Here is a 20,998-nt window from a genome sequence, read left to right as displayed (position 1 = left end):
ATGCCCGCCCAGACGCCCGCTCCGGTCCCCGACGACCGCCGCCGCCGCATCCGCGTGCTCGAGGAGCTCGACCCGCCGGACGGCACGACGCGCTTCGTCGACCAGGTGACGCGCCACCTCGACGACGACGTCGAGGTCGACTACTTCACCTGGCGCAAGGGCCTGCTGTCGCGCTACGACGTGCTGCACCTGCACTGGCCGGAGCGGCTCGTGCGCGGCTACAAGCGCCCGCGGACGCTCGTCAACTACGCGCTCGTCCTCGCCCTGGGGCTGCGGGCGCGGCTGCTGCGCGTCGCGGTCGTGCAGACGGAGCACAACCTGGCCCCGCACGAGCGGGGCGGCCCGCTGGAGCGGGCGGTCATGGGCTGGCTGGGGCGCCAGGTGACGGCGAGCATCCGGCTGAACCGGTCGACGCCCCCGCGGCCCGGTGCCCAGGACCACCTGGTCCCGCACGGGGACTACCGCGAGCCCTTCGCGGGCCTCCCGCGGCACGACGCCGTGCCCGGTCGCCTGGCCTACGTCGGCATCATCCGCGAGTACAAGGGGGTGGACCGTCTGCTCGCGGAGTTCGCCCGTCTCGACGACCCGGACCTCACGCTCCGGGTCGTGGGCCGCCCCGCCGACGCCCGCTGGCGCGCGCTGGTCGAGGCCGCCGTGGCAGCGGACCCCCGCGTGTCCGCGCGGCTGACGTTCGTGCCCGACGACGAGCTCGTCGCCGAGGTCACGGAGGCGGAGCTCGTCGTGCTGCCCTACGCGCAGCTGCACAACTCGGGCACGCTGCTCGTCGCGCTCTCGTTGGGTCGGCCGGTGCTCGCCCCGGCCGGGCCGGCGCCGCGAGAGCTGCAGGCGGAGGTCGGCGCGGACTGGGTCCGGCTCTACGAGGGCCCGCTCACCGCCGAGCTGGTGCGCGCCGAGCTCGACGCGGTGCGCGGCGGCCTCCCCGGGGAGCCGGACCTGACCGGCCGCGACTGGCCGTCCGTCGGCGCCCGCCACGCCGAGGTCTTCCGGGCGGCGGTCACCGCGGCGCGCGGCGCCCGTCGCTCGACCGGGACGGGGAGGTAGCGCGCCGGCCGTCCTGCGGCGGCACGGTCCAGCGGCCCGTCAGGCGCGCCGGCCGGCCACGCGTCGACCTCGCGCGGGGCTCGCGGCGGCGTCGCCGGTGCCCTTCCGCGCGTCGTCCGCGGACGCCCCGCGGCGGCCGAGTGCCAGCACGAGCGCGAGCGGGAGGGCCGCGAACGGGTAGAACATCTGCCGGTCGACCGTGCCGAGGGGCACCTCGAACGACGCGGTGACGAGCAGGGCGACGAGGAACGCCGCCGCCCAGGGGGTCGCTGGTGCCAGGCGCGCGGCGCGGACGCCCGCCCACACGAGTGCCGATCCGACCAGCAGTGCCACGACGAGGCCCCCGGTGACGAGGAGCTGGACCACCTGGTTGTGGGCGTGGAACGCGAACCCGCCCAACGCGCCGTCTGACTGGGCCACCCGCAGGTAGTAGTCGGAGCCCCAGCCGAGCCACGGCCGCTCCCGCCAGGCCGCCAGCCCCTCGACCCAGTACCAGCCGCGGTTGGTGAAGGCCGTCGGGGAGCGGGTCACGAGCGGGAGCACGACCCACACGACGCCGGCCGCGGCGAGCACCGCGGCGGCCGCACGGGTGCGCAGACCCGGCCGGACCAGGACGAGCAGCGCCCACACGCCGACGGCGACCACGGCGGCCGCCCAGGACGTGCGCGAGGACGTGAGGAACAGCGCGACGGCCACGACCACGACGCCGGCCCACCGCACGCGGGGTCGTGGCAGGGCGAGCACGGCGGGCAGGCCCACCGCCAGCACGAGGCCCAGGTTGTTGCCGGAGGGGTACGGCCCGGCGAGGATGCCGAAGCCGCTGACGAACTTCTCGTCGGCGACGGACTCCGGGCGCACCTGCGTGCCCGCGTACGGGGTGAGCACGCCCATGAGCAGGCTCAGCACGGCCAGTGCGAGGGTCGACCAGCCGAGCGCGTGCACGGCGGCCCGACCGGGCCGCAGGAGCGTCACGGCCACGACGATCCCCGCGAACAGCACCATGTCCTTGAGCAGGGTCCCGCCGCCGGCCGCCAGCGTCGCCAGCTGCACGGCCCACGCGAGGAGGAGCAGCAGTGCCGGCCCGACGAGGTCCCGCCAGCGCCGCAGGTGCACGAGCGCCACGACGAGGCAGGCCACCAGCACCAGGCCGTCCCCGGCCGTGCCGGCCAGCAGCGCGAGGCGCGCGTCCGGCTCCGGCGTGCCGGTGATCGGGACGAAGGACTTCTGCCCGCCCGTGAGCGAGTCGGTGAGGAGCGGGACCACGTAGCCGACCACGACGGCCAGGACGAAGCCGACCTCGAGGTACGGGTGCACGCGCCCCCCGAGCGCGCGCAGGGACGTGAGCACCGAGCCGTCCTCCCTCACCGGCGCCCCCGCAGCCGGACCAGCGTCGACCGTGCCGCGACACCCAGGAACAGGGGGCCGCGCAGCAGGTAGCGACGGGCGAGCCGCCGGGGCTCCTGCGCCAGCCGGAAGAGCCACTCGGCCCCCACGGCCTGCATGACCCGCGGGGCGCGGCGCTTGATGCCGGCGGCGAAGTCGACCGCCGCGCCGGCGCCGACGTAGATACCCGGGGGCAGCTCTGAGCGCCAGCGGTGCACCCACACGTCCTGCTTGGGCGAGCCGAGGCAGACGAACACCCAGTCGGCCCGCAGCGCCGCGAGCCCGTCGACGACCTCGCGGCCGGCGGGGTCGTCGACGCCGCTGATGAGGGGGAAGGGCACCGTGACGACGTCGGCGCCGTACTGCTGGCGCAGACGGCGCGCGGCCTCCTCGGCCACGCCCGGCGCGCCGCCCGTCATGGCGATGCGCCAGCCCCGCCCCGGGGCGCGCGCCGCCACCTCGGGCAGCAGGTCGGCGCCCGTCAGGCGGTGCAGGCGGTGCGCACCCAGGGCGCGACCGAGCAGGACGAGGGGGGAGCCGTCCGGGATGAGCAGCTCGGCGTGGCGGAACGCGTCCCGGAGGAGGGGGTCGCGCTCGAGCATGACGAGCTGGTCGACGTTCGGCGTGATGAGGTGCAGCGGCGCCGTGCCGGGGCCGGCCGCGTCCAGCCGGGCGATGAGGTCGTCGACCCCCCCGGAGAACAGCTCGGTCCCGTCGATGCGGGCGCAGCCCTCGTCGTCCACGGTCAGCAGGACGTGCGGCGCCCGTGCGGGGACGGTCACGACGGCCACCGGGGGTCCCGTCCCGGGCGCGGCTGCCGCGCGGACGTCCGCCGCGCCGGGGCTGCCGCCATGGTGTCCTCCGAGGTGGATGGGCCCCGGCCGGTGCGCCGGCCGCGGGTCGGGACGGCCTCGCCGCGTGGTCGTCCACACCGCCGGCCGTCGATCGGACCGACCGTACCAGCGGGGGTCCGGGCCCCTCGGGGGTCCTGTCCGGATTTCGCCCGGTCGGCCCCGGTGCGGGACGCGGGCGGATGAAACCGCGCCGCAGCCGGGTGATCATCACAACCGGCCCGAGGCCGCCCGGGGGGCAGCGGTTAGTGTGTCCAAAACACCCGAATGCGCGGAACCGGTGCGTCCGCAGCCGGTCGCGAGCGGGTGGTCCGTGGAGCCGAGCCGGGAAGGAGCGTGCCTTGCACATCGCGATGGTCGGCACGCGCGGTGTCCCGGCACGCTACGGGGGCTTCGAGACCTGCGTCGAGGAGGTCGGCGCGCGGCTCGTCGGGCTCGGGCACGAGGTGACGGTGTACTGCCGTACGGGAGAACCCGGGGCGGAGCGTCCCGAGACCTTCCTCGGCATGCGCCTCGTGCACCTGCCGGCGCTGCGGCACCGCGCGCTGGAGACCCTGTCGCACACGGCTCTGTCGGTCCTGCACCTCCTGCGCCACCGCTCCGACGTGGTGCTGCTGTTCAACGCCGCCAACTCCCCGTTCCTGCCGCTGCTGCGCGTCGCGGGGCTGCCGGTGGCGACGCACGTCGACGGCCTGGAGTGGAAGCGCGCCAAGTGGTCGGGGCTCGGCCGCCGCTTCTACCGGTTCGCGGAGTCCTGGGCCGTGCGGTGGTCGGACGCGCTCATCTCCGACTCGCCGGGGATCGAGTCGTACTACCGGCGGGAGTTCGACGCGCCCACGGTCCAGATCGCGTACGGCACCCCCGAGGTCGACGACGCCGCGGTGGTGCGGGTGCGGGAGCTCGGTCTCGAGCCCAAGCGCTTCCACGTGGTCGTCGCGCGCTTCGAGCCGGAGAACCACGTCGACGTCATCGTGGAGGGGTACGTGCGCTCCCGCGCCGCGCTCCCGCTCGTCGTCGTCGGGTCCGCGCCGTACGGGCAGCAGTACACCGACCGTGTGCACCGGCTGGCCGACGATCGCGTGCGCTTCCTCGGCGGCGTCTGGGACGCGGAGCTGCTCGGCGCGCTGTACGGCGGCAGCCTCTCCTACCTCCACGGCCACTCGGTGGGCGGGACCAATCCCTCGCTGCTGCGGGCGATGGCCGGTGGGACCTCCGTCATCGCGTGGGACGTCGACTTCAACCGCGACGTCGTCGGGGACGCGGGGCTGTACTTCCGCGACCCCGACGGCGTCGCCCGCGCGCTCGAGCGCACGGAGGCCGACGAACCCGGGACGGCAGCCCGGGCGGCCGACGCGCTCGTGCGGTCGAAGGACTACGACTGGGACGACGTGGCACGGCGCTACGCGCGGCTGGCCGAGGACCTGCCCGGCCGGCGCCGCCTCGGGCGCCGGCCGTCGGGCCGGCGCCGGCGCGGCCCTCGGCGATGACGCGCGGTTCCGTCCGGCGGCCCGGGGGTGCCCGGTGACGCAGCTCGCGGGCGTGGCGGCCCGCGGGACCGCCGTCACGGTGCTCATGCAGGTCGCGAAGATGCTCCTGCAGGTCGGCTCGGTGACGGTGCTCGGGCGGCTGCTCCTGCCGGAGACGTTCGGCCTCGTGGCCATGGTGACCGCGGTGATCGGCGTCGCAGAGCTGCTGCGCGACTTCGGGCTCTCGCTCGCGTCGATGCAGAGCAGGCAGCTCACCGACGCCGAGCGCAGCAACCTCTTCTGGGTCAACGCGGGCCTCGGTCTGCTGTGCGCCGCGGCCGCGTGGGCGGTCACGCCGCTGATCGTCGCCGTCTACGACGAGCCGACGTTGAGCGCGGTCGTGCCGCCCCTGGCCGGTGCGTTCGTGCTGTCCGGCATGACGACGCAGTTCCGCGCCGACCTCGCGCGCCGGTTCCGGTTCGGCGCCCTCGCCGTGACGGACATCCTCGGTCCCGCCGTGGGGATCGCCGTCGCGATCGTGCTCGCCGCCCGCGGCGCGGAGGTCGAGGCACTCGTCGCGCAGCAGCTGACCGCGGCGGCCGTCACGCTGGTGGTCGCCGTCGTGCTGGCCGGCTGGCTGCCGCGCTGGTACCGCCGCGACGTGCCGCTGGGCCGCTTCTTCCGGTTCGGCGGGCACGTCCTCGGTGCCCAGCTGCTCGACTACGTGACCCGCAACGCCGACACCGTCGCCCTCGGCGCGGTGTGGGGCGCCGCGCCCCTGGGCGTCTACACCCGCGGCTACCAGCTCGCCGTCGTGCCGATCAACCAGATCAACGCACCGCTGACGAAGGTCGCGGTCCCCGTGCTCGCCCGCGTGGCCGACGACCGGGCCGCGCTCGAGCGGGGCATGCGGCGTGCGCAGCTCGTCGGCTGCTACGTCACCGCGCCGCTCCTGGCGGTTGCGGGAGCGCTGGCGGTGCCGGCGGTGGCGATCCTGCTCGGTCCTGGCTGGGACGCCGTCGCCCCGATCTTCGCCGTCCTCGCGGTGGGCAGCTCCTTCCGCGCGATCTCGCAGATCGCCTACTGGGGCTTCCTCGCCACCTCCTCGACGGGGGCGCTCCTGCGCCTGCAGCTGTGGGCGCAGCCCCTCATGGTGCTCCTGCTGCTCGCGGGCCTGCCCTGGGGCGGCGTGGGCGTCGCCGTCGGCTACCTCGTCGGCTCCGTCGGCTACTGGGTCGCCTCGATCGCCGCCTTCGGCCGTGCCACCCGTACCCCCGTCCGGGGGCTCTACGCCACGGGCGCCCGCGCCCTGGTGGGTGTGGCGCTGCCCGCCGCGGCCGCTGCGCACCTCGTCCAGCGGTCCGTGGACGGCTCCGTCGTGGCGGTCCTCCTCGGGGTGGCCGCTGCTGCGGCGACCGTCGCCCTGGTCGCCCTCGTCGTGCGCCCGGTGCGGCGCGACCTGCAGGGACTGGTCAGGACCGCCCTCCTGCTGCGCCGCCGGGGCTGACACCGCCACCTGCCCGGTACCGGTACCGGTACCGGTACCGCACCCTGCACGGGCGTCGCCACCGCCGGCGCCGCGGCGCTGCGGTGACCGGGTGAATGCTCCTGGTCACGGCCCTCCACGACGAGCCCGCTTGTACCCTGGACGGGCCGTCCGAGCCAGGAGTGACGCCGACGGCACGACCCCCCGAGCGGAGACCCATGAGCGTGCTGAGCCTGTCCGGCGTCCGCGGGCGCCCGACGACGTCGCCCGCCGACCGGGTGGTCCGCGACAGCCGGGTCCTCCTCGCGGCCGCCGTCGCGGTGGTGGTCGTCGCTGCGTGGGGTCTGACGCAGGGCGTCCCGGTCGTCGTGCTGCTCGGCGTCGCCGCCGTCCCGGCCGTGCTGGCGCTGGGCTACCGCTACGCCTTCGGGGCCCTCGCCGCCGTGGTCGTGCTCCGTCCGCTCGTCGACGGCGCGGGGCTGCCCGGGGTGAACCCGGCCCTCGGCCTGGCCGTCGTCCTCGTCGCGCTGGTCGTGGCCCTGCACGACGCCCGCGCGCTGCTCCTGCTCGTCGCCCTGGCCGTCCCGTTGGCGCTCGCGACCTGGAACGGGCAGCAGGCCTACGGCGCCGTGGCGATCGAGGAGGGGGTCCGCCGCTTCAGCGCCGTGGCCGTGGCCGCGGTCGTGCTCGTGGCGCCGGTCCGCATGACGCGGGCGCGTGCCGCGCGGCTGGTCCAGGTGGCCGGCGTCGTGCCCGCCGCGGTCGCGCTGCTCCAGGCCGTCACGGGCACGGGCACCACCATCGGGGACGTGGTGCGCTCGCAGGGCACCCTCTCGCAGGCCAACCCGGCCGCGTTCGTCTTCGCGGTGTGCGCCTTCGCCTCGGCCGTCCTCGTCCTCGAGGGCGGCCCGCACCGGCGGCTCGACCTCGCCGCCGTCGGATACTTCTCGGTCGCCGTGGTCACCACCGGGAGCATCACGGGCCTGCTCGCGCTCGTGCTCCTGCTGACGGTCCACACCGTCGTCGCGCACGGGCTGTCCTCGCGGTTCTCCTGGGCGGCGATGGGCGGCGTCGCGGTGCTCGTGGTCGCGGCGCTGCTGTCGCCGCTGGGGCAGGGGCGCATCGCCGAGTACACGGCGACCCAGGGGCCGGTGCAGGAGGAGAGCTCGCTGGCGTGGCGCTTCAACGCGTGGAACCGCGTGATCGCCGCCTGGCGGGAGCGGCCGGTGGAGGGGCTGGGCCTCGGCGCGGCGCAGCCGGGAGGCATCCTCACGGACAACATCCCCCACAACGAGTACCTCCAGGCGCTCGCGGAGACCGGCCTCATCGGGCTGCTGCTGTTCCTGACCGGCGTCGTCCTCGTGCTCGTCGCCGTCGCGGTCCTGCACCGGCGCGGCGCCTCCCGGCTCAACGTCGCGCTCGTCGTCGCGCTCGTCGTCGGCGTCGCCGTCCACGCGAGCGCGAGCAACACGTTCCACGCGACGCCGTCCCTGTTCCTCGTCGTCACCCTGCTCGCAGCCGCCCTGCGCGTGGCGGCGCAGGAGGCACGTGCCGCTGCGCGCACCGTCGGCGCGCAGGTGGCGGCGTGACGGCGGCCCCGCAGCCGGGCCACGACCGCGTCGCCGAGCGGCGGGTCCGCGTCATGGAGGTGCTGGACCCCCCGGACGGGCGCACCGCGCAGTACGCCGACCAGGTGACCGCCGGCATGGGCCCTTCCGTGGACGTGCGCTGGTTCTCCTGGCGCCGCGGCCTGACGACGCGCTACGACGTGCTGCACCTGCACTGGCCGGAGCAGCTCCTCCGGGGCGGGAACCGCGTGTCCACGTGGGCCAACCGGGCCGCCTTCGTCGTGCTCGTCCTGCGCTGCCGGCTCCTCGGCGTGCCGATGGTCCAGACGGCGCACAACGTCCGGCCCCACGAGCCGCGGCCGGGCGTCGAGGAGCACCTCCTGCGGTGGTACCGCCGGCACCTGTCGGCCGTGGTCAGGCTCAACGCGTCCACGCCGCCGCAGCCGGGCACCGTGGACGTGCTCGTGGGCCTGGGGCACTACCGCCAGGCGTTCGCCCGCCACCCGCAGCCCCCGTCGGTGCCCGGGCGCCTCCTGTCCTTCGGGATCATCCGGCCCTACAAGAACGTGCCCGCGCTGCTCGCCGCCTTCGCCGGCCTGGACGGTGACGTGAGCCTGCACGTGGTTGGACGTGCTGCGGACGACGAGGTGCGGCGGGGCGTGGTCGAGGCGGCCGCGCGGGACCCCCGGGTGCGGGCCACCCTCGACTTCGTGGGCGACGACGTCCTCGTCCGCGAGGTGTGCGAGAGCGCGCTGGTGGTGCTGCCGTACCGGGAGATGAACAACTCGGGCGCGGTGCTCGTCGCGCTGTCCCTCGCGCGGCCGGTGCTGGCGCCCCGGTCCGCCGTCAACGAGGAGCTCGTCCGCGAGGTCGGGCCCGGGTGGCTGCACCTGTACGACGGCGACCTGACGACGCGGCACCTGCGTGAGGCCCTCGCGGCGGGGGTGCCTCCGGGGGAGCCCCGCCTCGTCGACCGGGACGAGGCGACCGTCGGCGCCCGGCACGCCGCCCTGTTCCACCTCCTCCACGAGCGACGACCGCGCGGCGCACGCCGCGGCCGGACCCGCGTCGCCGACCGACCGTCATGACCTCGACCGGGCAGAGCGCCCGGCCTGGCCGAGAGTAGGGAATCCATGGACCTGCGTGACCTGGTGGCGCACCTCAAGCGGAGCTGGGCGCCCGTCGCGCTGCTGACCCTCCTGGGGGGGGCGGTGGCCTTCGGTTTCGTCGCCAACCAGCCGAAGACGTACTCCGCCTCCGCCCGCGTGCTCGTCGCACCCAACGCGTCGAGCTCCGACCTCAACGGCGGGGCCAGCTTCGTCGAGCGTGTGGTCGTCACGTACGCGGCGCTGGTGCGGACGCCGGTCGTCCTGGAGCCCGTCGCGGAGGAGCTCGGGTACCCCGGCGGCGACGCCCTGCTGGGCAGCGTCACGGCGTCCGTCGACTCCGGGACGACGTTCATCACCGTCTACGCCGAGCAGCAGGACCCGGCAGCCGCTGCCGCCCTGGCCGACGCGCTGGCGGACCAGCTCGGCGAGGCGATCCTCGACGTCGCCCCGGCCCAGGACGGCGTGTCCGCGGTGAGCGTCAGCACCGTGGCGCAGGCGACGGTGCCGTCGACGGCGTCCTCCCCGGACATCCCCGTCACCACGGCGTTCGGCGCCGTGCTGGGCTTCATCGTCGGGCTCGGGTTCGTGCTGCTGCGCGCCGCGCTCGACACGCGGGTGCGGACCGAGGCCGACCTGCGTCGCCTGACGCCGGCCCCGGTCGTCGGCGTGCTCTCGTCCCGGGAGCGCGCCGGGATGGCCGGTGGGCGGACCTGGGGCGAGGACTACCGCCGTCTGCGCACGAACCTGCGTCTGCTCAACGAGGCCCAGCGCCCGCGCAGCGTGGTGGTCGCGTCCTCGTCGGGGACGAGCGGCACGGCGGCCGTCGCCTTCAACCTGGCGCGGGCGGCGGCCGAGGGCGGGCTCAAGGTGTGCCTGGTCGAGGCAGACCTGCGCCGCCCTTCGCTCGCGCAGAGCTTCAACCTGCCCGAGCAGCCGGGCCTGGGGGACGTCCTGGCGGGGACGGCCGTCATCTCCGGCGCGTTGCACCAGGTCGACGGCGTCGCCGTCATGCCGGCCGGCGTCACGACGCTGAGCCCCGCCGACGTGGTGACGTCGCCCGACATGGCCCGCCTGCTGGCGGAGCTGACCGCGTCCTACGACCTCGTGGTCGCCGACGCGCCGCCGCTGCCGCAGGTCACCGACGCCGCGGCGCTCGGGGCCGTGGCCGAGGGCGTCGTCCTCGTCGTCGAGCGGTCCCGCGTGACCCGGGACCAGGTCGCCGCCGCCGTCGGCGCGCTCGACCTGGCGGGTGCGCGCCTGCTGGGGACGGTGCTCGAGGCGGCGCCCGAGCCCACCGTCGCCCGCGGATGACGGGCTGACCGCGGCCGCGACGGACGACGGTCGCGGACGACGGAGGGGCGGGACCGCCACGGTCCCGCCCCTCCGTCGTCCGCCCCCCCTGGCGGCCCTCAGCTCAGGGCTGCAGCCCGGGCAGGGTGCCGGCGCGGCGCTGTCCGCCGCCCGCGACCGTCTCGGGCGTGTTGTTGGTCAGCACGCGCATGAGCGGGTAGAGCTTGCGGAAGTCCGCGTGCAGGGCGGCCGCCTGCGCCGGGTCGACGCCGGACTCCGCGTACAGCGCGACGGTCGAGGACCGGATGAGCACGTGGGCGCCGTAGTCCTGCAGCGCCCGGGCGAGGGCGCGGCCCTCGGGGGACAGGTCCAGCGCGTCGACGTCCACCGACGCGGGGATGGCCAGCATCGTGCCCATGGGGATCGTGCCCGAGTACGCCCACGAGGAGTCCCCGTCCTCGGTACGGGCCGGCCACACCTGGCCCTCCTTGAGCATCCAGTTGGGGATGCCGACCGCGAGCGTGTGGTCGATGGAGCGGTCCTGGAGCTCCTCCGCGCGGATGAGACCCGCGAAGAACGACACCCCGGACGCGCGGGAGCCGTCCTTCATGCCGTCGCCGGTCAGGTCGGTCTTCACCACCCGGGTCGTGGTCCAGCTCGTCGAGCCGACCTTGGTCATCTTGTAGAACTCCCAGGCCGTACGGCCGTCGGGCTCGATGATCCCCACGTGCTTGTCCGTGCCGTAGGTGGCGGTGGTCCCGGACGGGATGCGCACCTTGTGCACGTCGCCGGTCTTCGTGTTCGTGACCGTGGCGACCGGGTCGCTGCTGCGGGCCTGGAAGACGGCGATCGACCAACGGGTGGAGTTCACCACCGGCGTGCCGGACAGGAACGTCCGCGTGCGCGTGTCCCAGGTCTGCTCGAAGCGCGCACCCGAGCCGACGGCCGTGTTCCAGACCGCCGACGACGCGAAGGGGTGCTCCGCCGGGTCGCGCAGCTCTCCGAGCGCAGGGGCAGGCGCAGGGGCAGGCGCAGGGGCAGGGGCGGGCGCCGGGGCAGGGGCCGGGGCAGGCGCGGGCGCCGGGGCCTCGCTCTCCGGGGACGCCGCGTCGGCGTCGAAGTCGTCGTAGGTCACGGTGACGTCCCCGTCGGCCTTCGACACGTACGTGCTGAGGCCGACCTCGCCCGCCGTCTGCAGGCCAGGGGTCCCGTCGGTCGTCTCGACCTGCCAGTCGTCCGGCTCGGCGCTGCCCGCGGGCCAGGCCTTCGCGCGCAGGGTCGTCGGTGAGGTGCCGGTCACCGCGAGCCGCACCTCGTAGTTCGCGTCCGGCGCGTAGCCCGCGTCGAGCGGCACGCTCGCGAGCGTCGTGCCGGCCTGCGCCAGCCGCAGCTCGAGGCCGCCCTCCCACGTCACCACGAGACGGGCGCGGTAGTCGCCGGCGCCGGGGACGGCCCGGCCCAGGACCGAGGCGTAGACGGCGGGACCGGCGCCGGCCGCACGGTTCGTCCGGACGGTGGTCCGGGTGTCGGTGGCCGTCCGCGACACGTCGTGCAGGAGCGAGGCGGCCGTGACGCCGCTGCCGACCGTGTGACGACCGGCACCACCGGTGACGTAGTACCAGGCGCCGCTCTCGTCGTCGCTCCAGGTGCCTCCCTGCTGGGCCGGGCCCCAGCCGTCGCCCAGCTCCCGGGAGAAGGCGTCCTGCGCCACCGCCTCGGTGTCGGCGGCGACGGCGGAGGACGCGGCGGCCGTCGTGGCGCCGCTGGCGAGCAGGACGGCCGCGAGGGACAGCCCGCCGGCGCGGACGGTCGCCGACCGGCGGGACGCCCGTCGATCGGCAGGACCGGGCGGGACGGAGGCGACGGAAGGGTTCGTCGTGGGTAGGCCGAAGGGCACGAGCAACTCCTCGAGCGGCGCAGCGGTGCGCGCCGGAGACGGGGCAGGGTCATGGTGGTGCCGCCGCCGGGGCGGGGCGGGTCGACCGTACGGGGGCTCCGGCGCGCCGAGAACCCCGCCGTGCCACCGGGCGCACCGGCGGTCAGCGGGTGAAAGTCGGCCCGCGCGCACGCCGGAACGGGTCCGTGGTGCTATACGGGGCGGCGGCGGTCGGGGGTTCGGCCGGTGCGTCACCCCTGCTCACGCACCGAGGTCGTCGTCGCGCGCCCTCGACCCACCGCTCCACGAGTACCCGAGGGCGCTCTCGGGCATCCGCACCCCCGGCCGTGACCTTCCTGTGACCCAACACACGCGGGTGGCGGCCGATGGTGTCCACCATGTGGACGCGTCAGCGGGGTCGCCGCGGGCCGCCGTCAACCCGAGGAACCCCCGGACGAGTGACGGGCCGTGGGTGAAGTCCGCCGCTGCCGCTGCCGAAGGAGACGGGGAGCCACCACACGACAACGGCAAACCCGTCGCGAGGCGGGGACGCAAAGCCGAGGGACCCCCGTGGTCAGCCTGGCTACCGAACGAGATGGAGCACCGGTGATCCGCACCCGACCGTCCTCGACCGCGCCCGGGGGCACCCCCGCCCGGCACCCGGTCCGCCTGATCGGCACCACGACGCTCGCGCTGGCGCTCGTCGCCGGCGCCGGCGCCGTCGCCCCCGTCCACGCCGCCGCACCCGTCCCCGCAGCGTCGGTGCTGCCGGCAGCCACTGCGCCCGTGACGCTGGTGGCCGACAGCTTCGCACGCACCCTCACCGGTGGCTGGGGCTCCGCGACGACCGGTGGCTCGTGGGTGAGCTGCGGCGGCGACGTCGCCTACGCCGTGTCGGGCGGGACGGGACGCCAGACCGCGCGCCCCGGCGCCACGGCGGCGTCCATCCTGGGCAGCGCCGCGGCCGTGACGGACGCCGACACGCGTGTGACGGTGGCGCTCGACCGTCCTGCCGGGTCCGGGCCCGCCGCGTACGCCTCGGTGCTGGGCCGCAGCGTCGCCGGCGCCGGCGACTACCGCGCCCGGGTGGTCGTCACCTGGTCCGGCGCCCTGCAGCTGCAGCTCAGCCGGTCGGCGACGGCGCTGCGGACGGTCGACGTGCCCGGCGTGGCCTACGCCCCGGGGACGAAGCTCGCGGTGCGGCTGCAGGTGACCGGCACCGCGCCGACCACCCTGCGCGCGAAGGTGTGGGCGGCGGGCTCGGCCGAGCCGGGCGCGTGGACCGTGACGGCGCAGGACGCCACGGCCGGGCTGCAGACCGCCGGCCGGGTGGGCCTGAGCACCTACGTGGCCGGGTCCGCGGCCAAGGAGCTCGTGGCGAGCTGGTCCGGGCTGACGTCCACGTCGGTCGTCGCGCCCAACGTGGCCCCGACCGCCGCCTTCACGCCGGCGGTGCGCGACCTGGCCGTGGCGGTCGACGGCAGCGCGTCCGCCGACGTCGACGGGACGATCTCGAGCTGGTCCTGGTCCTTCGGCGACGGCGCCACCTCGACCGGCCCGACGGGGACGCACACCTACACCACCGGTGGCACGTACCCGGTGACCCTCACGGTCGTGGACGACGACGGGGCCACCGCGCAGGTGCGCCGCGACGTCGTCGTGGTCGCGCCCAACGTCGCCCCCACGGCCGCCTTCACCGCGGTCGCCAAGGACCTCGGCGTCGCCCTCGACGCCGGCGGTTCGCGCGACGCCGACGGGTCCCTCGCCTCCTACGCGTGGACCTTCGGCGACGGGTCGACCGGCTCCGGCGCGACCGCCCAGCACGCGTACGCGTCCGCCGGGACCTACACCGTCGGCCTGACGGTGACCGACGACCGCGGGGCCACCGCCCGCGCGACCCGCACCGTCACGGTGACCAAGCCGGCCGGGACGCGCGTCGCGGCGCTGCAGCCCTTCGCGAGCACCGCCTTCTGGAACACCTCCATCGGCTCCGGCGCGATCTTCGAGTCCGCCGCGGACACGCGGACCCGCATGTTCCTGTCGGGCACGCCGGTCATCAACTCCACGCGCTGGTCGATCGCCGTGTTCCGTGCGAAGGCGACGGACCCGCTGGCGACCGTCACGAACCTCAAGGACGGCAAGGTCTACCAGGTCCGGATCCCGGCCGGCACGGCGCCCACGTACGGCACCGACAAGCACGTGGGCGTCATCGACCCCGACGGGCTCTGGGGCTGGGAGTTCTACAAGATGACGCAGACCGGTCCGCTCACGTGGACCACGACGCGCGTCGTGCGCACGGACCTGACCGGCGACGGGATGAAGGACGGGTCCCGGGCCTCGAGCATCTCCTTCTACGGCGGGCTCATCCGCAAGGAGGAGCTGCGCTCCCTGTCGATCCGGCACACGCTCGCCGTCGGCATCCCCAACGAGATGCTGAAGATGGGTCCGGTGTGGCCGGCTCGCACGCAGGACGGCGACGCGTCGCTGTACTACAGCGGCCAGATCCCCATGGGGACGATGCTCGCGATCCCCGGGACGGTGGACGTCACGAAGCTCGGGCTGACGCCCGAGGGCCTGGCGCTGGCGCGTGCGCTGCAGGACTACGGCGCCCACGTGCTCATCCGGTCCTCGACGATCGCGCTGTACGGCGAGGCGGCGGTCGACCCGGCGCAGGCCGCGAACCTCAGCACGGACTGGCGCAAGCTGTACCCGCTCATGCGCGTGCTGACGAACAACACCGCCGACAACGTCTCCGGCGGGGGTACGCGGCGGGTCGCGCCGCTGCCGGACCTCGACCTCACGCCCTGACGACGCCCTGACCCACCCACCCGTGCCGCTCGGCGCGGTGCCGGCCCGCGCGGCCGGCCGGGTGACGACGACGCCCGTGCCGGCGGCCCCCGAGGGGTCGCCGGCACGGGCGTTCCCGCTCCCGGGTGATATCGCGCACGGCGACGGGTGAAGTGCGTCCACAGCCCCGGGAGACCCGCGGAACCCACGACTACTGTGTCCGAAATGCCGCTGAGGAGCGGTGCGCGCGGAACGTACCGCTGCACACCTCGGCCGGGCAAGGACCAGACCAGGGAACGGAGGCGTGTCGTGCGCTCGTCGATCACACGCCGACGCGCCGTCCTCCTGGTGGCCGGCCTCCTGCTCGTCGCCGTCGTCGTGCTCGTGGCCGTGCTCGCCGGTCGCGGCGGCGGGCCCGCGGCCGCGCCGACCGGCGGCACCGGTGCCACGACGAGCGCGACGGCGACGGCGACGGAGTCGCCCGAGCCCTCGGCGTCGCCCACGGCGTCGGCCACGCCCACCCCCGCGCCCGAGGCGTCGGTGCCGACCGAGACCCCGGGCGCCGGCGCGAGCGCCGCGCCGGGTGCGGCCGCGCCGTTGGACCTCGCCCCGGCCGAGGCGGCCGTCGTCGACGACGTCCGCGAGATCGAGAGCAGCGCGCAGCACACGGATCCCGTCGCGCCGGGCACGGCGGTCGCCCCGGTCGAGGGCGTGCAGGTCGTCGTCGACTCGGCCGACCGCGTCGAGGCGACGGCGCGCGGCCCGGGGGAGGTCGCCGGGCCGGCGCTGGCCGTGACCCTGACGGTCACGAACGCGACCGCTTCCGCCGTCGTCCTCGACGACGTCGTCCTCAACCTCTACGGCGCCGACGGCGTCCCGGGCAGCCAGAACCTGGGCGACGACCGCTCCGCGCCCCTCGCGGGGGAGCTCGCGCCCGGCGCGTCGGCCACGGGGACGTACGTGCTCACCCTCCCGCAGGTGACCGGGGACTCCTACGTGCTGTCCGTCTCCGTCACGCCCACCTCACCCGTCGTGCTCGTCGTCATCACCCCGGAAGCAGGCTGACCATGTCCTCCTCCCTCGTCGGCAGCGCGCCGGCCCGGCTCGGAGCGGCTCTCCTCGCCCTCGTCCTCGCGGCCGTCGGTCTCGTGGCGCTCGACGTCCCGGCCGCGCGTGCCGCGGTCCCCACGGCCGTCCCCGCCTCGGCGGGCGACACGGTCAGCGCCGACGCGCTGCCCACCGTGCAGACGAACGGGATCGTCTGGGCGCAGGTCGTCGTCGGGAACACCGTCTACGTGACGGGCGACTTCACGAGCGCGCGCCCGGCCGGGTCGCCGGCGGGCACGAACGAGGTGCCGCGCACGCGGCTCCTGGCGTACGACATCCGGACCGGTGAGCTCGTCCCGGGCTGGGCGCCCTCCATCAACGCCGTGGGCCGGGCCATCGCCGCGTCGCCCGACGGGCGCACCATCTACGTCGGCGGCGACTTCACGCAGGCGGGCACGACGAACAGGACGCGGCTGGCTGCGTTCAACGCGACGACGGGCGCCCTCGTGAACACGTGGGCGCCGGCGCCCAACGCGCCGGTGCGCAGCATCACGACGACGGCGAGCACCGTGTACTTCGGCGGGAACTTCACCTCCGTCGGCGGGACCAGCCGGCCCCGCGTGGCCGCGACGAACGCGAGCGACGGCAGGCTCACCTCCTTCTACGTCTCCGCGCAGTCGGCGCAGGTCGAGTCGGTCCGCCTCACGCCGGACGGCACGAAGCTCGTCATCGCGGGCCGGTTCTCCAAGCTCAACGAGGTGGCCAACCCGGGTGTCGGCTGGGTCGACGCCACGACCGGCAAGGTCCTGCCGTTCCCCGCCAACAAGCGCGTCGTCAACTACGGCTACTCGGCGGCCATCTACAGCCTCACGGTGACGGGCCGCTACATCATCGGCTCCGGCTTCGGGTTCCTCAGTGCCAACGACGGCAGCGTGGCCAACCTCGAGGGCCTGTTCGCCGCGGACGTGACCACCGGCGAGCTCGTGTGGGTCGAGGACTGCAAGGGCGACACGTACTCGTCGTTCGCCTCGCCGGACGGGAACGTCTACCTCGCCGGGCACCCGCACAACTGCGCGAACGCGAACGCCTTCTACGAGACCTCGCAGCGCTCCTGGAAGTACGGCCTGTCGTTCTCGCAGGACGCCGCCTTCCTGACGAAGAAGACCTCGACGGCCGACCCGGACTGGGGCGGCACGCCCGCGCCCGCCATCCGCAACTGGTTCCCGACGTTCACCTCGGGCACCTGGTCCGGCCAGAGCCAGGCCGGCTGGAGCGTCACCGGCAACGCGGACTACGTGGTCTACGGCGGCGAGTTCCCGTCGGTCAACGGCACCGGGCAGGCCGGCCTCGTGCGCTTCGCACGCAAGACCATCGCCCCGAACGCGCGCGGCCCGCAGCTGTCCGGCATCACCCCGTCGGTCGTCTCCCGTGCCCGCGGCTCGGTGTCGCTGTCGTGGCCCGCGGCCTGGGACCAGGACGACAAGACGCTGACCTACCGGGTCATCCGCGACAACGTGGTGGTCGGCACCGTCGAGCACTCCGCGTTCTACTGGGACCGCGGCCGCGTCTCCTACGTCGACACCGGCCTGGCGGACGGGCGCACGTACGGGTACAAGGTCCAGGTCGTCGACTCCGGCGGCAGCACCTTCACCTCCGGGGTGGTCAACGCGACGACGGTGTCCTCGCAGACGGCCGCGCTCAGCCCCTACAGCGCCGAGGTGCTCGGGGACAACCCGTCCAGCTACTGGCGCCTGGGTGACGCGGGTGCGACCCAGAACAGCTGGACCGGCAACTACAACCCGGCCACGCAGAGCGGTGCGACGTCGACCGACGGTGCCGTCGTGGGCAGTACCGACGGGGCGCTGCGGTTCGCCGGCACCTCGTCCTCCATCGCCCGCTCCACGCAGGCGGAGACGGCCACGGACACCGTCTCGGTCGAGGCGTGGTTCCGGACGAGCACCACCTCCGGCGGCAAGATCGTCGGGTTCGGCCGCAACGCGTCGACGCCCAGCACGTCCTACGACCGGATGATCTGGATGGGCGACGACGGCCGCGTCTCGTGGGGCGTCTTCCCGCAGGAGACCAAGGTGCTCACCTCCCCGGGCGCCCTCAACGACGACCGCTGGCACCACGTCGTCGGCACGCTCGGCCAGGACGGCCAGCACCTGTACGTCGACGGCGTCCTCGTCGGGTCCGACACCGGCACCGTGACGGCGCAGGTCCCGACGGGCGGCTTCGTGGGCTACTGGCGGATCGGCGGCGACACGCTCGCCGCGCCGTGGGCCCCGCTGCCGAGCTCCGCGTACTTCGCGGGCGCCATCGACGAGGTCGCGACGTACAACAAGCAGCTGACCGCCCTCGAGGTGGCCCGGCACCAGTCGTTCGGCACCACGGGCAAGGCCCCGGTCCTGCCGCCGACCGCGTCCTTCACCGCCTCGACGTCCAAGCTCACGGTGAGCACGGACGGCACGGCCTCGACGGACCGGGACGGCTCGGTCGCGGACTGGACGTGGAGCTGGGGCGACGGCACGACGAGCAGCGGCGCGACCGCGACGCACACGTACGCGGAGCCCGGGACGTACGGGGTCACGCTCACGGTGACGGACGACGGCGGCGCCGTCGGCACGTCGCAGCAGGACGTGACGGTCGCCCTGGTCGCACCGACGGCGGTCATGACGACCACGACGAACAAGCTCACGGTGACGGCCGACGGCTCGGGCTCCACCGACACGGACGGCACCGTCACGGGCTGGCGCTGGGCCTGGGGCGACGGCGCGACCGGTGAGGGGGCCACCGCCACGCACACCTACGCCGCGCCGGGCACCTACACCGTCGTGCTGACCGCCACGGACTCCGACGGCCAGACCGCGACGACCTCCGCCGGCGTGACGGTCGGGCTCGCCGCACCCGTGGCGTCCTTCACGTCCTCGGTGTCGGGCCTGACGGTCGCCCTCGACGGCTCCGGGTCCACCGACGCGGACGGCACCGTCCGTGACCACGCGTGGACGTTCGGCGACGGCGCGACCGGGACGGGCCGCACCATCTCGCACACCTTCGCGAAGCCGGGCACCTACGACGTGACGCTCACCGTCACGGACGACGACGGCGTCACCGGCACGCGGACGGCGCAGGTCGAGATCGGTGCGCCGGTGACCACGGTCGTGGGGGCGGACACGTTCGGACGGACCGTGACGAGCGGCCTCGGCACCGCGGACACGGGCGGTGCCTGGACGACGACCTCGGGCGTGGCCTCGGTCTCCGGTGGCGCCGGACGGCTGGCGCTGGCGACGAAGAGCTCCGCCGCCAGCGGCCGGCTCCCCGGTGCCTCGGGCACCGACCTGGTGACGAGCGCGACGTTCGCCCTCGACAAGCGTGCGAACGGCTCGGGCACCTACCTCATGGTGCGCGGACGCATAGCGGACAACGGCGACGCCTACCGGCTGAAGATCACGGTCGGCAGCGCCGGCACCGTCACCGCCCAGCTCGCCAAGGGGGTCGGCAGCACCGAGACCGCCCTCGGCTCCGCCGTCACGGTCCCCGGCACCCTGGGCGCGGGAGCGGGGCTGCGGGCGACCCTGTCGGTCACCGGGTCCGGCCCCAGCTCCGTGCAGGGCAAGGTCTGGCTGGCCGCGCAGGCCGAGCCGACGGGGTGGACGGTGCAGGCGACCGACTCGACGCCGTCGCTGCAGGGGTCCGGGCACGCGGGCGTGTACGCCGCCCTGTCCTCCTCCACGACGAACGGTCCGGTCGTGGTCGCGCTCGACGACGTGCAGGTGACCAACACCGCCGCGGTCGCGGCGGTGGCGCCGGTCGCCGCGTTCACGGCGAGCACCGCGAAGCTCACCGCGAGCGTCGACGGCAGCTCGTCGACGGACAGCGACGGCACGGTCCGGAGCTGGGCGTGGACGTGGGGCGACGGGGCGACGAGCACGGGTACCACCGCGTCGCACACCTACCGCAGCGCCGGCACCTACCCCGTGACCCTCACGGTCACGGACGACTGGGGGCTCACCTCGACGACCACGCGCCAGGTCACCGTGGCGCTCGCGCCGCCGGAGGCGGTCCTCACGACGACGACGGACCGCCTGGCCGTGACGGCCGACGGCACGGGGTCGTCGGACCCGGACGGGAGCATCGCCTCGTACGCCTGGTCCTGGGGTGACGGCAGCACGGGGACCGGCGCGACGGCGACGCACACGTACGCCTCCGCCGGCACGTACGACGTGACGCTGACCGTCACGGACGACGACGGCATGACCGCCTCCGCCACCCGGTCGGTCGCGGTCACGGCGGTGCCCACGGTGGCCGTGCTCGGGGCCGACGCGTTCGAGCGGAGCGTCGCCAGCGGCTTCGGCACGGCCGAGACCGGTGGCGCCTGGGTGACGACCGCCAACGTGACCAGCGTCGCCGGCGGCGCGGGTCGGCTGTCGCTCGCGACGAAGAGCTCGGCCGCGGGGGCCCGTCTGCCCGGTGCCGCCGGGACCGACCTCGTGACCACCGCGTCGTTCACGGTCGACAAGCGGGCGAACGGGTCCGGGAGCTACTTCCTGGTGCGCGGCCGCATCGCAGCCAACGACGACGCCTACCGGCTCAAGCTGAACGTCAGCAGCGGCGGCACCGTGACCGCGTTCCTCGTGCGGTCGGTGAGCGGCGTCGAGACCGCGGTGAGCAGCACCGCCACGGTCCCGGGCACCCTCGCGGCGGGTCAGAAGCTCTGGGCGACGATGGCGGTCACGGGCACCAGCCCGACCACGCTGCAGGCGCGCATCTGGCTCGACGGCCAGACGCAGCCGACGGGGTGGACGCTGACGGCCACCGACAACCAGGCCACGCTGCAGACCAGCGGCCACATCGGCTTCTACGCGCAGCTGTCCTCCTCGACGACGAACGGGCCGGTCGTGGTCGCGCTCGACGACGTCCGGGTGACCGACCGCACGGAGTGAGGCGGCGGCGCCCGGACACCGGGTGCCCGTGCACGAGCGAGGCGGCGAGGACGCGGCCCGTCCCGGGGAGCCCGGGGCGGGCCGCGGCGCACGGGGACCGTCCCCGGCGCGGAGATGGGAGCGCGGTGCG

12 protein-coding genes and 1 riboswitch are annotated in these 20,998 nt (G+C 75.2%); of the genes, 9 read left to right on the top strand and 3 right to left on the bottom strand.

All coding sequences use genetic code 11. The features are described 5' to 3' along the window. Nucleotides 1–1,062, top strand: coding sequence for a glycosyltransferase (locus BM048_RS05965; protein WP_090031506.1), 1,062 nt, complete (start codon nt 1–3; stop codon nt 1,060–1,062). A 39-nt stretch (nt 1,063–1,101) separates the two neighbouring features. On the opposite strand, the gene BM048_RS05960 is transcribed toward BM048_RS05965, so the two are convergent. Next, complete coding sequence (locus BM048_RS05960; protein WP_090031504.1) at nt 1,102–2,409, bottom strand: O-antigen ligase family protein; 1,308 nt, start codon at nt 2,407–2,409, stop codon at nt 1,102–1,104. 14 nt (nt 2,410–2,423) lie between these two features. Then, entirely contained in the window at nt 2,424–3,236 is an 813-nt protein-coding gene (locus BM048_RS05955; RefSeq protein WP_090031503.1) for a WecB/TagA/CpsF family glycosyltransferase, read from the bottom strand. 401 nt (nt 3,237–3,637) lie between these two features. On the opposite strand from BM048_RS05955, the gene BM048_RS05950 reads away from it, so the two are divergent. From BM048_RS05950 to BM048_RS05930, 5 genes are all read left to right on the top strand, one after another. Beyond that, nucleotides 3,638–4,783: a DUF1972 domain-containing protein gene (locus BM048_RS05950; protein ID WP_373308419.1), complete on the top strand. Its 1,146-nt coding sequence runs from the start codon at nt 3,638–3,640 to the stop codon at nt 4,781–4,783. Between the two features lie 34 nt (nt 4,784–4,817). Beyond that, entirely contained in the window at nt 4,818–6,269 is a 1,452-nt protein-coding gene (locus tag BM048_RS05945; RefSeq protein WP_090031500.1) for a lipopolysaccharide biosynthesis protein, read from the top strand. Between the two features lie 197 nt (nt 6,270–6,466). Beyond that, nucleotides 6,467–7,837 (top strand): O-antigen ligase family protein, encoded by a 1,371-nt coding sequence (locus tag BM048_RS05940; RefSeq protein ID WP_090031498.1) that lies wholly within the window; start codon nt 6,467–6,469, stop codon nt 7,835–7,837. Then, nucleotides 7,834–8,904, top strand: coding sequence for a glycosyltransferase (locus tag BM048_RS05935; RefSeq protein WP_090031497.1), 1,071 nt, complete (start codon nt 7,834–7,836; stop codon nt 8,902–8,904). The genes BM048_RS05940 and BM048_RS05935 overlap by 4 nt, the downstream gene beginning before the upstream one ends. A 45-nt stretch (nt 8,905–8,949) precedes the next feature. Then, complete coding sequence (locus BM048_RS05930) at nt 8,950–10,236, top strand: tyrosine-protein kinase domain-containing protein (RefSeq protein WP_090031495.1); 1,287 nt, start codon at nt 8,950–8,952, stop codon at nt 10,234–10,236. 103 nt (nt 10,237–10,339) lie between these two features. On the opposite strand, the gene BM048_RS05925 is transcribed toward BM048_RS05930, so the two are convergent. Next, nucleotides 10,340–12,112 carry a hypothetical protein gene (locus tag BM048_RS05925; protein WP_090031494.1) on the bottom strand — a complete coding sequence of 591 codons (1,773 nt, stop codon included), beginning with the start codon at nt 12,110–12,112 and terminating at the stop codon, nt 10,340–10,342. Nucleotides 12,113–12,607: 495 nt separating this feature from the next. Continuing rightward, nucleotides 12,608–12,682, top strand: a riboswitch (cyclic di-GMP riboswitch). Between the two features lie 15 nt (nt 12,683–12,697). Between BM048_RS05925 and BM048_RS18100 the strand changes: the two genes are divergently transcribed. The 3 genes from BM048_RS18100 (at nt 12,698) to BM048_RS05910 (ending at nt 20,868) form a co-directional block, all read left to right on the top strand. Continuing rightward, entirely contained in the window at nt 12,698–14,899 is a 2,202-nt protein-coding gene (locus BM048_RS18100) for a PKD domain-containing protein (RefSeq protein WP_090031492.1), read from the top strand. Between the two features lie 327 nt (nt 14,900–15,226). Then, a complete protein-coding gene (locus BM048_RS05915; RefSeq protein ID WP_175499341.1) occupies nt 15,227–15,943 on the top strand; it encodes a hypothetical protein in 717 nt (238 codons plus the stop codon). A gap of 2 nt (nt 15,944–15,945) precedes the next feature. After that, entirely contained in the window at nt 15,946–20,868 is a 4,923-nt protein-coding gene (locus BM048_RS05910; protein WP_090031489.1) for a PKD domain-containing protein, read from the top strand. Nucleotides 20,869–20,998: the final 130 nt, after the last annotated feature.

The organism is Cellulomonas marina, from assembly GCF_900111925.1.
Classification (GTDB): Bacteria; Actinomycetota; Actinomycetes; order Actinomycetales; family Cellulomonadaceae; genus Cellulomonas; species Cellulomonas marina.
The sequence above is the reverse complement of the archived record's forward strand: the minus strand, read 5'-3'. Positions and strand labels throughout refer to the sequence as shown.

Excerpts from the sequence above, each read along its gene's own strand:
- BM048_RS05940 (WP_090031498.1), top strand. The coding sequence starts at position 6,467 with ATGAGCGTGCTGAGCCTGTCCGGCGTCCGCGGGCGCCCGACGACGTCG.
- BM048_RS05965 (WP_090031506.1), top strand. The coding sequence starts at position 1 with ATGCCCGCCCAGACGCCCGCTCCGGTCCCCGACGACCGCCGCCGCCGC.
- BM048_RS05910 (WP_090031489.1), top strand. The coding sequence starts at position 15,946 with ATGTCCTCCTCCCTCGTCGGCAGCGCGCCGGCCCGGCTCGGAGCGGCT.
- BM048_RS05930 (WP_090031495.1), top strand. The coding sequence starts at position 8,950 with ATGGACCTGCGTGACCTGGTGGCGCACCTCAAGCGGAGCTGGGCGCCC.